The 13,012-nt window shown below is 72.2% G+C and carries 12 protein-coding genes; 3 read left to right on the top strand and 9 right to left on the bottom strand.

Features of this window, described 5'->3' with window-relative positions; translation table 11 throughout:
- Window positions 1-630 precede the first annotated feature (630 nt).
- On the bottom strand, window positions 631-1,584 hold the full coding sequence (locus ACFYMP_RS09480; protein ID WP_388853172.1) for an ROK family protein: 954 nt from the start codon (window positions 1,582-1,584) through the stop codon (window positions 631-633).
- Between the two features lie 130 nt (window positions 1,585-1,714).
- On the opposite strand from ACFYMP_RS09480, the gene ACFYMP_RS09475 reads away from it, so the two are divergent.
- Window positions 1,715-2,752 (top strand): LacI family DNA-binding transcriptional regulator, encoded by a 1,038-nt coding sequence (locus tag ACFYMP_RS09475; RefSeq protein ID WP_388853168.1) that lies wholly within the window; start codon window positions 1,715-1,717, stop codon window positions 2,750-2,752.
- A 337-nt stretch (window positions 2,753-3,089) separates the two neighbouring features.
- On the opposite strand, the gene ACFYMP_RS09470 is transcribed toward ACFYMP_RS09475, so the two are convergent.
- The 4 genes from ACFYMP_RS09470 to ACFYMP_RS09455 all read right to left on the bottom strand — a co-directional run bounded on the left by ACFYMP_RS09470 (window position 3,090) and on the right by ACFYMP_RS09455 (window position 6,937).
- Entirely contained in the window at window positions 3,090-4,379 is a 1,290-nt protein-coding gene (locus tag ACFYMP_RS09470; RefSeq protein ID WP_388853165.1) for a DUF6986 family protein, read from the bottom strand.
- 161 nt (window positions 4,380-4,540) lie between these two features.
- Window positions 4,541-5,503, bottom strand: coding sequence for an electron transfer flavoprotein subunit alpha/FixB family protein (locus tag ACFYMP_RS09465; protein WP_388853162.1), 963 nt, complete (start codon window positions 5,501-5,503; stop codon window positions 4,541-4,543).
- An 84-nt stretch (window positions 5,504-5,587) separates the two neighbouring features.
- On the bottom strand, window positions 5,588-6,373 hold the full coding sequence (locus tag ACFYMP_RS09460; RefSeq protein WP_363147706.1) for an electron transfer flavoprotein subunit beta/FixA family protein: 786 nt from the start codon (window positions 6,371-6,373) through the stop codon (window positions 5,588-5,590).
- 195 nt (window positions 6,374-6,568) lie between these two features.
- The gene (locus ACFYMP_RS09455; RefSeq protein ID WP_388853158.1) at window positions 6,569-6,937 is read right to left on the bottom strand and encodes a thioredoxin family protein; all 369 of its coding nucleotides are present in this window, start codon (window positions 6,935-6,937) and stop codon (window positions 6,569-6,571) included.
- 328 nt (window positions 6,938-7,265) lie between these two features.
- On the opposite strand from ACFYMP_RS09455, the gene ACFYMP_RS09450 reads away from it, so the two are divergent.
- Window positions 7,266-7,994 carry a lysophospholipid acyltransferase family protein gene (locus ACFYMP_RS09450; RefSeq protein WP_388853155.1) on the top strand — a complete coding sequence of 243 codons (729 nt, stop codon included), beginning with the start codon at window positions 7,266-7,268 and terminating at the stop codon, window positions 7,992-7,994.
- Window positions 7,995-8,053: 59 nt separating this feature from the next.
- Here the strand turns inward: ACFYMP_RS09450 and ACFYMP_RS09445 are convergent, their stop codons facing one another.
- The 3 genes from ACFYMP_RS09445 to ACFYMP_RS09435 are packed head-to-tail and all read right to left on the bottom strand — an operon-like array spanning window position 8,054 to window position 11,312.
- Window positions 8,054-9,115, bottom strand: a complete 1,062-nt coding sequence (locus ACFYMP_RS09445; protein WP_388853311.1) for a threonine aldolase family protein — start codon at window positions 9,113-9,115, stop codon at window positions 8,054-8,056.
- A gap of 5 nt (window positions 9,116-9,120) precedes the next feature.
- Window positions 9,121-9,888: an SDR family NAD(P)-dependent oxidoreductase gene (locus ACFYMP_RS09440; protein WP_388853308.1), complete on the bottom strand. Its 768-nt coding sequence runs from the start codon at window positions 9,886-9,888 to the stop codon at window positions 9,121-9,123.
- A 26-nt stretch (window positions 9,889-9,914) separates the two neighbouring features.
- Window positions 9,915-11,312, bottom strand: a complete 1,398-nt coding sequence (locus ACFYMP_RS09435; protein ID WP_388853152.1) for a DUF6421 family protein — start codon at window positions 11,310-11,312, stop codon at window positions 9,915-9,917.
- Window positions 11,313-11,621: 309 nt separating this feature from the next.
- Here ACFYMP_RS09435 and ACFYMP_RS09430 point away from each other — a divergent pair, with 309 nt between their 5' ends.
- Entirely contained in the window at window positions 11,622-12,284 is a 663-nt protein-coding gene (locus ACFYMP_RS09430; RefSeq protein ID WP_388853305.1) for a glycerophosphodiester phosphodiesterase, read from the top strand.
- A gap of 79 nt (window positions 12,285-12,363) precedes the next feature.
- On the opposite strand, the gene ACFYMP_RS09425 is transcribed toward ACFYMP_RS09430, so the two are convergent.
- Entirely contained in the window at window positions 12,364-12,912 is a 549-nt protein-coding gene (locus ACFYMP_RS09425) for a GNAT family N-acetyltransferase (RefSeq protein ID WP_388853302.1), read from the bottom strand.
- Between the last annotated feature and the right edge of the window lie 100 nt (window positions 12,913-13,012).

Here is a 13,012-nt window from a genome sequence, read left to right as displayed (position 1 = left end):
GCAGTCGGCCCGCTGCGGAAGTACACGGGGTCGGTTGTCCGGTCGCGGCTTCGGGACGGGTGTCGGATCGCGGCTGGACGCCTACGCGGGGGACGCCGACGGTCGACGGGGCGCGTGCGGCCGTGGCCGCGGTGCGGGAACGGCCGTACGACGGGAGCGCCGAGGGGGTCGCATTCGGGGAGATCGGCTGGAACCACCGGTCCGGGGCAGTCAGGACGGCCGCTGTGGTCCGGACCTGGCCCCGGGGCGGACGGTCCCGGCGGCCGGGATGCCGGACTCGCCGGCCTTGGTGCGGATGAGGGTCGCTCCGGACGCTCTTGAGGGCGCGGTACTGGCACGGCGGCTCGTCGAGAAGCTTCCGCCGCCTGAGCGGCGGCGGACTGCCGGAAGGAACGGCGCCGCTCCCCGCCGCCCGCCGACAGCGACCTCAGACGCCCGACCCCTCACGGCGAACCAGCCGCACCACCCGGCCGGCCACCCGTACGACCGGCGCCCCGGCCACACCCCGTCGTCGGTCTGCCCGCTCATCCGCCGCGGCACCCTCCGGCTCCGCCCCGGGGACGCGGTAAGCCGTTCGCGCGGCCGCCGGCCCGCCCGTGCCCGTCGCCCCGGTCAACTAGTCGGTCGTGGTCAGCCGGTCGGCCCCGGACCACCGGTCAGCTCTCGCAGCGCCCCGGCCGCCGCGCCGACGAGACCGGCGTCGTTGCCCATCTGCGCGGGCACCACGGTCAGCCCCTGCACGAAGGACAGCGTCGCGTACTCCTTCAGCGCCTCACGCAGCGGTGTGAACAGCAGGTCGCCGGAGTTCGCCACGCCGCCACCGATCACCGCGATGTCGATCTCGACGAGGGTGGCCGTGGCGGCGATCGAGGCAGCGAGGGCCTGGGCGGCCCGCGCGAAGGAGGCGCGCGCCACCGGGTCCCCGGCCCGCGCGGCGGCCGCGACCCCGGCCGCCGTGGCGTCACCGTCCGGGCCGGGGCGCCAGCCGTTGTCCAGCGCCCTGCGGGCGATGTTGGGCCCGCTCGCGATGCGTTCGACGCAGCCCCGCCCGCCGCAGGGGCAGGGATCGCCGTCGAGGTCCACGCTGATGTGACCGATGTGACCGGAGTTACCCGTGGGCCCCGGGCGCACCGCTCCGCCGAGCACCAGCCCGCCACCCACCCCGGTCGACACGACCATGCACAGCGCGTTGTCGTGCCCGCGCGCCGCCCCCTGCCAGTGCTCGGCGGCGGCGATCGCCACCCCGTCGCCGACGAGACTGACGGGCAGACCGCCGATGATCTTGCCGACCCGTTCCACGAGCGGGAACCCGCGCCAGCCGGGGACGTTCACCGGGCTGACCGTGCCGTTGAGGGCGTCCACGGGCCCCGCGCTGCCGATGCCCAGGGCCCGTACGCCCGGCCAGCGCGCGTCCTCGGCCAGCTCCTCCAGGACGGAGGCCACGGCCCCCATCACGGTCTCGCCGTCCTCCTTCGCCCGCGTGGGCCGCTGGGCCCGCACAAGAATCCCGCCCCGGTCGTCGACCAGTGCTCCAGCGATCTTGGTGCCGCCGATGTCGAGCGCGGCGACGAGGTCCGTGTGCATGCGTGTCCGAATCTTCCTGGTGAAAGCAGTGGAGACAACTCAACGTCCAGTATCTCCCGGCGCTGACAACGTTGTCTAGGTTCTATGCTCGACGCCACGCCCCTGATGACAACAGGACAGGACCGCACTCGTGGCAAAGACCGCCCGCCGCCCCGTGAACCGCTACGGGAACCGACCGACGATGAAGGACGTGGCAGCGCGGGCAGGGGTCGGCCTGAAGACCGTCTCCCGCGTGGTCAACGGAGAGCCGGGGGTGACCCCCGACACCGAACGCCGGGTACAGGAGGCCATCGACGCCCTGGGCTTCCGGCGCAACGACAGCGCCCGCGTTCTGCGCAAGGGGCGCACGGCCAGTATCGGCCTGGTCCTGGAGGATCTGGCCGACCCGTTCTACGGTCCGCTCAGCCGCGCGGTGGAGGAGGTGGCCCGCGCGCACGGGGCGCTGCTGATCAACGGCTCCAGCGCCGAGGACCCCGAGCGGGAGCGGGAACTCGCGCTCGCGCTGTGCGCGCGGCGGGTGGACGGCCTGGTGGTGATCCCCGCCGGGGACGACCACCGCTACCTCCAGCCGGAGATCGCCGCCGGTGTGGCCACGGTGTTCGTGGACCGGCCGGCGGGCGGCATCGACGCGGACGTGGTGCTGTCCGACAGCTTCGGCGGCGCGAGCGAGGGGGTGGCCCATCTCCTGGCCCACGGCCACCGCCGGGTCGGCTTCATCGGTGACATGCCGCGCATCCACACGGCGGCCGAGCGGCTGCGCGGCTACCGCGCCGCTCTGGAGGACGCGGGCATCACCCCGCAGGAGGGCTGGGTGTCGCTGGGCGTGACCGATCCCGACCGTGTGGCGCGGGCCGCGCTGACCATGCTGAGCGGTCCGGAGCCGGTCACGGCGATCTTCGCGGGCAACAACCGCGTCACCGTCACCGTCGTACGCGTCCTGACCGAGCATCCGCGGCCGGTGGCCCTCGTGGGCTTCGACGACTTCGAACTCGCCGATCTCCTGAGCCCCGGCGTCACGGTCGTGGCCCAGGACGCGGCCCAGCTCGGGCGTACGGCGGCGCTGCGGCTGTTCCAGCGCCTCGACGGCACGGTGAACCGCTCCGAGCAGTTCCTGCTGCCCACCCGGCTGATCGCCCGTGGCTCGGGCGAGATCCGCCCGGCGGTCTGAGGCCCGGCGCCGCCGCCCGCGCCCCTCCGCCGGGGCGCGTCGGCCGCTGGGCGCGCCGTAGGACGACATGGCGTGACCTCGCCCGCGTCGCCGTCCGCTGCTCGACGGCCGAGGCGACGACGAGGCCCGCCGCTTCGCGCGCGGGACGAGCGATCGATGTGACCTGTTCCCCGGCGGACGCGGTGTCGACCGAGCCTCCGCCACCCCGCTCCGGGAAAACCGTGAGCGCCGCGGCGATCCCGTACAGGCGCCTTGACGCGGACCGGGGCCGCGCCCGGTGGACTCCGCTGTGGCCCCCCGGCCGGCCGTTCGCCGCCCCAGCAGGTACCGCCTCCCGCTACGCGCGGCCGGCGAAGCCCTCCAGTTCGGCCCGGCCCAGACCGGCGGACGCGGTGACCTCCGCGGGGTCGAGGGCTCCGCAGTCGAGGCCCCGCAGGAGGTGGCCGCTCAGGGCGCGGGCCGTCGCCGGTTCGTCCAGGACGTCGCCGGACGAGCGCGAGGCGTACGCGGCGAGGCGTTCCGCTGTGCGGACGAAGTCCTCGCGGTAGAAGGTGTAGACGGCCGCGTACCGCGTCGGCAGGTGCGCGGGATGCATGTCCCAGCCCTGGTAGTAGGCGCGGATCAGCGAGCGCCGCACGAGGTCGTGGTGCAGCCGCCAGGCGGCGTGGACACGGTCGGTGGTGCCGACCGGGAGGACGTTGGTCGAGCCGTCGGAGAGCCGCACACCCGTGCCCGCGGCGGCGAGTTGCATGACGGCCTTGGCGTGATCGGCCGCCGGGTGGTCGGGCGACTGGTGGGCCGCGCCGACACCGAGCGCGGCACTGTAGTCGAAGGTGCCGTAGTGCAGGGCCCTCGCCCGGCCCTCGGCGGCCTCGATCATGCGGGCGACGGTGGCGGTGCCGTCGGACGCGAGGATGGACTGGGAGGTCTCGATCTGGATCTCGAAACCGATGTGGCCCGGGGTGAGACCGAGCGTCTTCTCGAACTGGTCGAGCAGCCGGGCCATCGCGGTGACCTGCTCGGCGTACGTCACCTTGGGAAGGGTCAGCACGAGCGCGTCGGGCAGTCCGCCGGAAGCCTCCGCGAGACCGGTCAGGAAGATGTCGAGAGTACGGATGCCGCGCTCGCGTACGGCCGCCTCCATGCACTTCATCCGGATGCCGAGGGTGGGCGGGGTGCGGGCCGGGTCGGGCGCGGCGCAGGCCGCGGCGACGAGCCGGGCCGCGCGGGCGGCGTCGGCGTCCTCCTCGGCGTCCGGCCGCAGCCCGTAGCCGTCCTCGAAGTCGATACGGAGGTCTTCGACGGGCTCGGCGAGGAGCTTGGCGCGCACCCGCTCGTACACGGGCGCGGCGTGTTCCGCGGGCAGATCGAGGACGGCCGCGAGCGTGGCGGCGTCCGGGGCGTGCGCGTCGAGCGCGGCGAGGGCCTGATCGCCCCAGGCGCGCACGGTGTCGGCGGTGAAGCCGTCGGCGGGGACGTAGACCGTGTGCACGGGCTGCCGGGTGCCGGGATCGCCCGGGTAACGGCGCGGCAGTTCCTCGTCGACCGCGGCGAGCAGGGCGGCGATCCGGCAGGCGGTCCGTTCGTCGAGGCTCGTGCGCACTGCGTCCTGGTCCTGCCGGCCCATCGGGCTCCCTCCGGCCAAGCGTCAACAATCTGTTGAGGGAACCTAGTCCGCGGCGAGGCACGCAGTCAACGGCCTCCGGGCACGCGAACGGGCCCGGGTTCGCGCGGCGTTCCCGCCGTGCGAACCCGGGCCCGGCGCCCCTCGGGCACGAGCGGGGCGGGTCAGCCCTTGCGCGCGGTGACCTCTTCGGTCAGCTGCGGGACGACGTTGAACAGGTCGCCGACGACGCCGTAGTCGACCAGTTCGAAGATCGGCGCCTCCTCGTCCTTGTTGATCGCGACGATCGTCTTCGAGGTCTGCATACCGGCGCGGTGCTGGATCGCGCCGGAGATGCCGGAGGCGATGTAGAGCTGCGGGGACACCGACTTGCCGGTCTGGCCGACCTGATTGGCGTGCGGGTACCAGCCCGCGTCCACGGCGGCGCGGGAGGCGCCCACGGCGGCGCCGAGCGAGTCGGCGAGCGCCTCGATGACCGAGAAGTTCTCGGCGCCGTTGACGCCGCGGCCCCCGGAGACCACGATCGCGGCCTCGGTCAGCTCGGGGCGGCCCGTCGACTCGCGGGGGGTGCGCGAGGTGACCTTGGTGCCGGTCGCCTTGTCGGAGAAGGACACCGGGAGCTCCTCGGCCGCGCCGGCCGCCGGGGCGGGCTCGACGGGCGCCGAGTTCGGCTTGACGGTGATGACGGGGATGCCCTTGGACACCTTGGACTTCGTCGTGTACGAGGCGGCGAAGACCGACTGGGTGGCCACCGGGCCGTCGGCCCCGGCCTCCAGGTCGACCGCGTCGGTGATCAGGCCGGAGCCGATCCGCAGCGCCAGGCGGGCGGCGATCTCCTTGCCCTCGGTCGAGGACGGCACGAGCACCGCCGAGGGGGACACGGAGTCGTAGGCGGCCTGGAGGGCGTCGACCTTCGGGACCACGAGGTAGTCGCCGAACTCGGCGGCCTCGGAGGTGAGGACCTTGACCGCGCCGTGTTCGGCGAGGGTGGCCGCCGTGGCACCGGCGCCGGGTCCGAGCGCCACCGCGACCGGCTCACCGATGCGGCGGGCCAGGGTCAGCAGCTCCAGCGTCGGCTTGCGGACGCCGCCGTCCACGTGGTCGACATAGACAAGTACTTCAGCCATGGGAATGCTCTCCTGCGCGTGCGAGAAGTGAGGGAGGAAACAGGGAGGGGCCGGGCGGGGTGTCCCGGCGGGCCGGCTCCCGGATCAGATGAACTTCTGACCCGCGAGGAACTCGGCGAGCTGCTTGCCGCCCTCGCCCTCGTCCTTGACGATGGTGCCCGCCGTGCGCGCCGGGCGCTCGTCGGCCGACTCGACCTTGGTCCAGGAGCCTTCGAGGCCGACCTCGTCCGACTCGATCTCCAGGTCCTCCAGGTCCCAGGACTCCACCGGCTTCTTCTTCGCCGCCATGATGCCCTTGAAGGAGGGGTAACGCGCCTCGCCCGACTGGTCCGTGACGGACACGACGGCCGGGAGCCGCGCCTCCAGCTGTTCGCTGGCCGTGTCGCCGTCCCGGCGGCCCTTGACGGTGCCGTCCTCGACGGACACCTCGGACAGCAGGGTCACCTGCGGCACGCCGAGGCGCTCCGCCAGCAGCGCCGGCAGGACACCCATGGTGCCGTCGGTGGAGGCCATGCCGCACACGACCAGATCGTAACCGGCCTTCTCGATGGCCTTGGAGAGCACGAGGGAGGTGCCGAAGACGTCGGTGCCGTGCAGGTCGTCGTCCTCGACGTGGATGCCCTTGTCGGCACCCATCGAGAGCGCCTTGCGCAGCGCGTCCTTGGCGTCCTCGGGGCCCACGGTCAGCACCGTGATCTCCGCGTCGTCGGCCTCGTCGGCAATCTGCAGGGCCTGCTCGACGGCGTACTCGTCCAGCTCCGACAGCAGACCGTCCACGTCGTCACGGTCCAGCGTCAGGTCATCGGCGAAGTGCCGGTCCCCCGTCGCATCCGGCACATACTTCACACAGACAACGATCCTCAAGCTCACGCCGGCTCTCCTACTGCATCGTCAGTTCTTCGCTGCGTCTTGCCCGCAGCATAGGCGCCCGAAGAGGCGGATTCCGGCTGGGGCGCCCCGCGCTCCGACCGAAATATTACTCGCCAGTACACCCAGTGCGTGCCCACTGAGCAAGCGCTTTGAACTGTGACCTTCCCTACGCCCGCCGATGACGTACGGCGGCGCTCACAACGCCTCGGCCAGCGCCGCCAGCACCTGCGCCCTGCGGGGCGCTCCCGAGGCGCGCCGCACCTCGCGGCCCGAGGAGTCCAGGACCAGGACCGTGGGGGTGCGCTCGATCCCGAGGGCGCGGACGAGCGCGAGGCGCTCCTCGGCGTCCACCTCCACGTGGGCGACCCCCGGCACCAGCGCGGCCACTTCGGCGAGAACCCGGCGTGTCGCGCGGCAGGGCTGACAGAAGGCGGTCGAGAACTGGACCAGGGTGGCCCGCTCCCCCAGCGGACCGCCCCACGGGCCGGCCGCCGCGGGCTCCGCTCCCCCGGCGCGTCCGCGCTCTCGCGGGGACGATTCCTGCGAGGACAACTCCTGCGCCACGTTCCGGTCCCTTCTCGCTGTACTCCGTCAGTATCCAGCGTCCTTGCGCGGCGCCTCATTCCCTCTTCCGGGCCCGCGGGCCACCCCCTTTCACCAAGCCGTCCGCGCAAACCAGCCGGAGGAGGGGTTTAGGAGCCGCGAGCGACAGAAGGGGAGGTCAGGCGGTTCGGACGTGACGAGGATCTCGTGTCGTACGGGCACCAGGGCTGGTCACCGCTTCGTTCTTCAGGCACCATCTGCGCAACGCCGCAAAACCTACGGCTGCGTAACTTATCGCCGGACACCTCCTCCCCCAGGTGTCGGCAGAGACGAAGGGTCCTCCCCACCCATGGCAGAACTCGTCTACCGTCCGGTCATCGGCCTCATGCGCACGATGTTCGCGGCGCTCGATCTCAAGATCGACTGCAAGGGTTCGGAGAACATCCCACGGACCGGCGGCGCCGTCGTCGTCAGCAACCACATCAGCTACCTGGACTTCATCTTCGACGGGCTCGCCGCTCTCCCCCAGAAGCGTCTCGTGCGCTTCATGGCGAAGGAGTCCGTCTTCCAGAACAAGGTCTCCGGCCCGCTGATGCGGGGGATGAAGCACATCCCCGTCGACCGCGACCAGGGCGAGAAGGCGTACGCCCACGCCCTGGAGTCGCTGCGCTCGGGCGAGATCGTCGGGGTCTTCCCGGAAGCCACCATCTCGCCCTCGTTCACACTGAAGACCTTCAAGACCGGCGCGGTGCGCATGGCCCAGGAGGCCGGGGTGCCGATCGTGCCGATGGCCGTGTGGGGCACGCAGCGGCTGTGGACCAAGGGCCGGCCGCGCAACTTCAGGCGCAGTCACATCCCCGTCACCGTCCGGGTCGGGGAGCGGGTGCAGGCCCCGGCCGACCAGTACGCGGGCGCCATCACCCGGCGGCTGCGGGAGCGGGTGCAGGAGCTTCTGGAGGCCGCCCAGCGCGCCTACCCGGTACGTCCCAAGGGGCCCGACGACCTGTGGTGGATGCCGGCGCACCTGGGCGGCACGGCACCCACCCCGGCCGAGGTCAAGCAGGCCGAGGCCGGCTGACCGGCGCGGCCTCCTGGCCGGCTCGGCGGTGACGCGGAGCCGGCCAGGAGGCCGCGGTCTCAGCGCGCCAGTTCCTCCTGGAGGGCGGCGACGAAACCGTCGACGTCCTCCTCGGTGGTGTCGAAGGAGCACATCCAGCGCACCTCGCCGGCCGGTTCGTCCCAGAAGTAGAAGCGGTAGCGCTTCTGGAGACGTTCGCTCACGTCGTGCGGCAGGCGTGCGAAGACTCCGTTGGCCTGCACCGGGTAGATGATCTCGACCCCCTCGACGGCACCCACCGCCCGCGCGAGGCGCTGGGCCATCGCGTTGGAGTGCCGGGCCGAACGCAGCCACAGCCCGTCGGCGAGGAGCGCTTCGAGTTGCACGGACACGAAGCGCATCTTCGAGGCGAGCTGCATGGACAGCTTGCGCAGGTGCTTCATGTGCCGCACCCTCTCGGGGGCGAGCACGACCACGGCCTCACCGAAGACCATGCCGTTCTTGGTGCCGCCGAACGACAGGATGTCGACCCCGGCGTCGGTGGTGAACGCCCGCACGGGCAGGTCGAGGGCCGCCGCCGCGTTGGCGATACGGGAGCCGTCGAGGTGGACCTTCATTCCGCGTTCGTGCGCGTGCTCGCAGATCGCCCGGATCTCGTCCGGGGTGTAGAGCGTGCCCAGTTCGGTGGACTGGGTGATCGAGACGGCCTGCGGCATCGCGCGGTGCTCGTCCTCCCAGCCGAACGCCTGCCGGTCGATCAGCTCGGGCGTGAGCTTGCCGTCCGGGGTGGGGACGGTGAGGAGTTTGAGCGAGGCCACGCGTTCGGGCGCGCCGCCCTCGTCCACGTTGATGTGCGCGGACTCGGCGCAGATCACGGCGCCCCAGCGGTCGGTGAGCGCCTGGAGCGAGACCACGTTGGCCCCGGTGCCGTTGAAGACCGGGAACGCCTCGGCGCGCGGGCCGAAGTGTTCGCGGATCAGCTCCTGCAGATGCCCGGTGTAGGCGTCCCCGCCGTAGGCGACCTGATGGCCGCCGTTGGCGAGGGCGAGGGCGGCCAGGACCTCCGGGTGCGCGCCCGCGTAGTTGTCACTGGCGAAGCCACGTATCTCGGGATCGTGGTGGCGGCGGGCGGCCGTCGCCACCACGGTCACGGCTTCTTGGTCAGCCACAGGCGGTTTCCGTTCACTTCCGCGGCGGGCTGCGCCCAGATTCCGGCGACGGTGTCGGCCAGCTCCCTGACGTCGGTGTAGCCCGCGAACTTCGCGCTGGGACGTTCGGCGCGCATCGCGTCGTTCACCAGCGCCTTCACGACGAGGATCGTAGCCGCCGCGCTCGGTCCGGCCTCGCCCCCCGCCTTGCGGAAGGAGTCGGCGAGCGCGAGAGTCCACGCCTCCGCGGCGGCCTTGGCCGCCGAGTAGCAGGCGTTGCCCGAGGTGGGCCGGCTGGCCCCGGCGGCGCTGATGAGGACGTAGCGGCCCCGGTCACTGCGGCGCAGCGCCTCGTGGAAGGCCAGGGAGGTGTGCTGGACGGTCCTGATCAGCAGCTTTTCGAGGAAGTCCCAGTCCATGAGGTCGGTGGCGTCGAAGGAGGCGCTGCCGCGCCAGCCACCGACGAGGTGCACCAGACCGTCGATGTGGCCGAACTCCTTCTCGATGCCCTCCGCCCAGCGGGTGGTGGCCGGGCCGTCGAGCAGGTCGACGGTGTCGCCGATGACGGTGGCTCCACCGTGTGCGTAACGCGCCGCGTCGACTCCTTCCGCCAGCCGCTCGGGGTCCGCGTCGGCTCCGATGACGGTCGCGCCCGCCTGGGCGAGACGCAGCAGGGCGGCGTGCCCGGCCGGGCCCCCCGCGCCCGCGACGGCGATGACGGCTCCGTCCAGGGTTCCCACGCTGTCGCCGATCTCGTTGTTGTCCATACCGGTCACCTCCGGGCCGAAGTGGCTCACGCCGACGCGCTTTCCGTGGTGCGGGCGGTGATGCCCCGGGTGGAGGCGATCACACTCTTGAGCTTCTTGGAAAGCGCCTCGTAGAACATGCTGAGCGGAAACTCGTCGGGAAGCACCTCGTCGACGAGTTTGCGGGGCGGCAGGGACAGGTCCAGGGCGTCCGGGCCCTTGGCCCAGCGTGATCCCGGGTGCGGGGCGAGGTAGCGGGAGACCAGCTCGTAGCCGGCGAACCAGTGCACGAGCTTGGGGCGGTCGATGCCCTCGCGGTAGAGCGTCTCGATCTCGTCGCACAGCTGGTTGGTGATCTGCGGGGCCCGCTCCCAGTCGATCCGCAGGGTGTTGTCGGTCCAGCGCACCACGTCGTGCTGGTGCAGGTAGGCGAAGAGGAGCTGACCGCCGAGGCCGTCGTAGTTGCGCACCCGCTCGCCGGTCACCGGGAAGCGGAACATGCGGTCGAAGAGCACGGCGTACTGCACGTCACGGGCCTGAGCGACCCCGTCGGCCTCCAGCCTCACGGCCTCCCTGAAGGCGGTGAGGTCGCAGCGCAGCTCCTCCAGGCCGTACATCCAGAACGGCTGGCGCTGCTTGATCATGAACGGGTCGAAGGGCAGGTCGCCGTGGCTGTGGGTGCGGTCGTGGACCATGTCCCACAGCACGAACGCCTCCTGGCAGCGGCCCTGGTCGCCGAGGAGGGCGCGCACGTCCTCGGGCAGCTCGATGCCGAGGACGTCGACGGCGGCCTCGCTGACCCGGCGGAAGCGGGCGGCCTCGCGGTCGCAGAAGATGCCGCCCCAGCTGAAGCGCTCGGGGGCCTCGCGCACCGCGATGGTCTCGGGGAAGAGAACCGCCGAGTGGGTGTCGTAGCCCGCGGTGAAGTCCTCGAACGTGATGCCGCAGAACAGCGGGTTGTCGTAGCGGGTGCGCTCCAGTTCGGCCAGCCAGCCGGGCCACACCATGCGCAGGGCGACGGCCTCGAAGTTGCGGTCCGGGTTGCCGTTCTGCGTGTACATCGGGAAGACGACGAGGTGTTCGAGGCCGTCCTCGCGACGCGCGGCGGGCTGGAAGGCGAGCAGCGAGTCGAGGAAGTCGGGGACGCCGAACCCGTCCTCGACCCAGCGGCGCAGGTCGCCGACGAGAGCCTCGTGGTAGGCGGCGTCGTGCGCGACGAGCGGGGAGAGCGCCTTCACCGCGGTCGCCATGCGCTCCACGGCCTCCGAGGCCTGCTCGCGGGAGGGGGCGCCCTCGGCCGTGAAGTCGATCGAGCCGTCCTTGGACTGCCAGGGGCGTATCTCCTCGACGGCACCCTTGAGCCGGGCCCAGGCCGGGTGGCGCGTGAGGCCGGAGGCGGGAGGAAAGGAGCCCTCCGCGGCCGGTCGCTCAAGAATGTCCGTCATATCTCAGCCTCCACAGAAAGAACTCGCGTACCGCCAGCCTAGGCGGAGGCGCTTTTCCTAGACAAGGGCCGATCAGCAAAATGTCCTGCCGACCGGCCCGTGGGCCGTCTTTTTTCCTGCGCTCCCGCCGTGATCGCCTACTTTCCGGCACGGAACGGACGGTAGGCACCGCGGACCGCCGTGCTCGCGCCCCGCCCAGGGCGGCGGCGCGGGGAGGGGCCGGGCTAGGGTCGCGTCGCGTACGCACAGCAGCCGGACGGAAGCGAGTCAGCCGTGGAGCAGTTCCTCACCATCGGTCACCGGGGCGTGATGGGCGTGGAGCCGGAGAACACCCTCCGCTCCTTCGCACGCGCCGAGCAGGAGGGGCTGGATCTAGTCGAGCTGGACCTGCATCTGAGCAAGGACGGCGCCCTGGTCGTCATGCATGACGCGGAAGTGGACCGCACGACCGACGGAAGCGGGGCGATCGCGGCCCTCACGCTCGCCGAGCTGCGCGCCCTGGACGCCGGCCAGGGCGAGCGCGTCCCCGTCTTCGAGGAGGCCCTCGACACGATCACCGGCCCGCTACAGGCCGAGATCAAGGACGTCGCGGCCGCCCGGTCGCTGGCCGAGGTGCTCAACCGCCGCGGGCTCGTCGAGCGGGTCGAGGTCATCTCCTTCCACGACGAGGCGCTGGCCGAGACCGCGCGCCTCGTCCCCGGGGTGCGCACGTGTCTCGTCGCGAGCCACTTCGGCGCCGACGTGGTGGAGCGGGCGACCGCCGTCGGCGCGATGGGCCTGGTCCTCAACATCCGGCGGATCACCCTGGAGACCGTCGAGCTGGCCCGGAAGGCGGGGCTGCGGGTGACCGCGTGGACGGTGAACACGCGCGAGAAGCTCGCGCTCGCCCGTGCTCTCGGGCTCGACGGGGTGACGACGGACTACCCGGAGATCCTGCGCGAGGTGCGGCGCGCCCGGGGCAGCGAGGCGTAGGCGTCTTCGCACGGCGCGACGCCGGAACCGCGGTGCGGCTGCGGCGCGGGGACGTCCGCACCGGGGGCGCCGCCTCGGCTCAGTCCAGCGGCTTGACGAGCAGTTCGAAGGCGAGGTCGGCGCGCTGCGGCAGGCCGAAGCGCTCGTCACCGTACGGGAAGGGCGTCAGCTCCCCGGTGCGGCGAAAGCCCCGGCGCTCGTAGTAGGCGATCAGCTCCTCGCGGACGCTGATGACGGTCATCCGCATCTCGCCCACGCCCCACGCGCGCGCCTGGCGTTCGGCCTCCGCGAGCACGAGCTTGCCGAGGCCGGCGCCCTGGAGCGTGGGCCGCACGGCGAACATCCCGAAGTAGGCGTGCCCGTCCCGGTGCGCGAGCTGGCAGCAGGCGACCAGTTCCCCCTCGCGCTCGGCGGCCAGCAGGACCGTACCGGGGACCTCCATGACCTCCAGGACGCCCTTCTCGTCGGTGCGCTGTCCCTTGAGGAGATCGGCCTCGGTGGTCCAGCCGGCATGGCCGTCCGTGCCCCGGTAGGCCGACTGGATCAGGTCCACCAGCGCCTTCACGTCGCCCGGGACGGCGGGACGGAAGCGGAGCTCGGCGGAGAGGGGGAGCGAACCGGTGGTCATCATGCGGCCTTTCGGGACGGGGCGGCGGGCGCGTCCAGGGTAGTCACGCTCGCGTCCGCGCGGTGGGGCGGTGGCGGGAGAGCGAGGGGGTCCTGGGGCG

Source organism: Streptomyces sp. NPDC007088, assembly GCF_042869355.1.
Taxonomy (GTDB): Bacteria; Actinomycetota; Actinomycetes; order Streptomycetales; family Streptomycetaceae; genus Streptomyces.
This window is presented reverse-complemented; position numbering and strand designations above follow the sequence as displayed.

What these genes read in the sequence shown, in the direction of transcription:
- ACFYMP_RS09430 (WP_388853305.1), top strand. Translation starts at nt 11,622, where the DNA reads ATGGGCGTGGAGCCGGAGAACACCCTCCGCTCCTTCGCACGCGCCGAG.
- ACFYMP_RS09450 (WP_388853155.1), top strand. Translation starts at nt 7,266, where the DNA reads ATGGCAGAACTCGTCTACCGTCCGGTCATCGGCCTCATGCGCACGATG.
- ACFYMP_RS09480 (WP_388853172.1), bottom strand. Translation starts at nt 1,584, where the DNA reads ATGCACACGGACCTCGTCGCCGCGCTCGACATCGGCGGCACCAAGATC.
- ACFYMP_RS09425 (WP_388853302.1), bottom strand. Translation starts at nt 12,912, where the DNA reads ATGACCACCGGTTCGCTCCCCCTCTCCGCCGAGCTCCGCTTCCGTCCC.
- ACFYMP_RS09440 (WP_388853308.1), bottom strand. Translation starts at nt 9,888, where the DNA reads ATGGACAACAACGAGATCGGCGACAGCGTGGGAACCCTGGACGGAGCC.
- ACFYMP_RS09435 (WP_388853152.1), bottom strand. Translation starts at nt 11,312, where the DNA reads ATGACGGACATTCTTGAGCGACCGGCCGCGGAGGGCTCCTTTCCTCCC.
- ACFYMP_RS09465 (WP_388853162.1), bottom strand. Translation starts at nt 5,503, where the DNA reads ATGGCTGAAGTACTTGTCTATGTCGACCACGTGGACGGCGGCGTCCGC.
- ACFYMP_RS09470 (WP_388853165.1), bottom strand. Translation starts at nt 4,379, where the DNA reads ATGGGCCGGCAGGACCAGGACGCAGTGCGCACGAGCCTCGACGAACGG.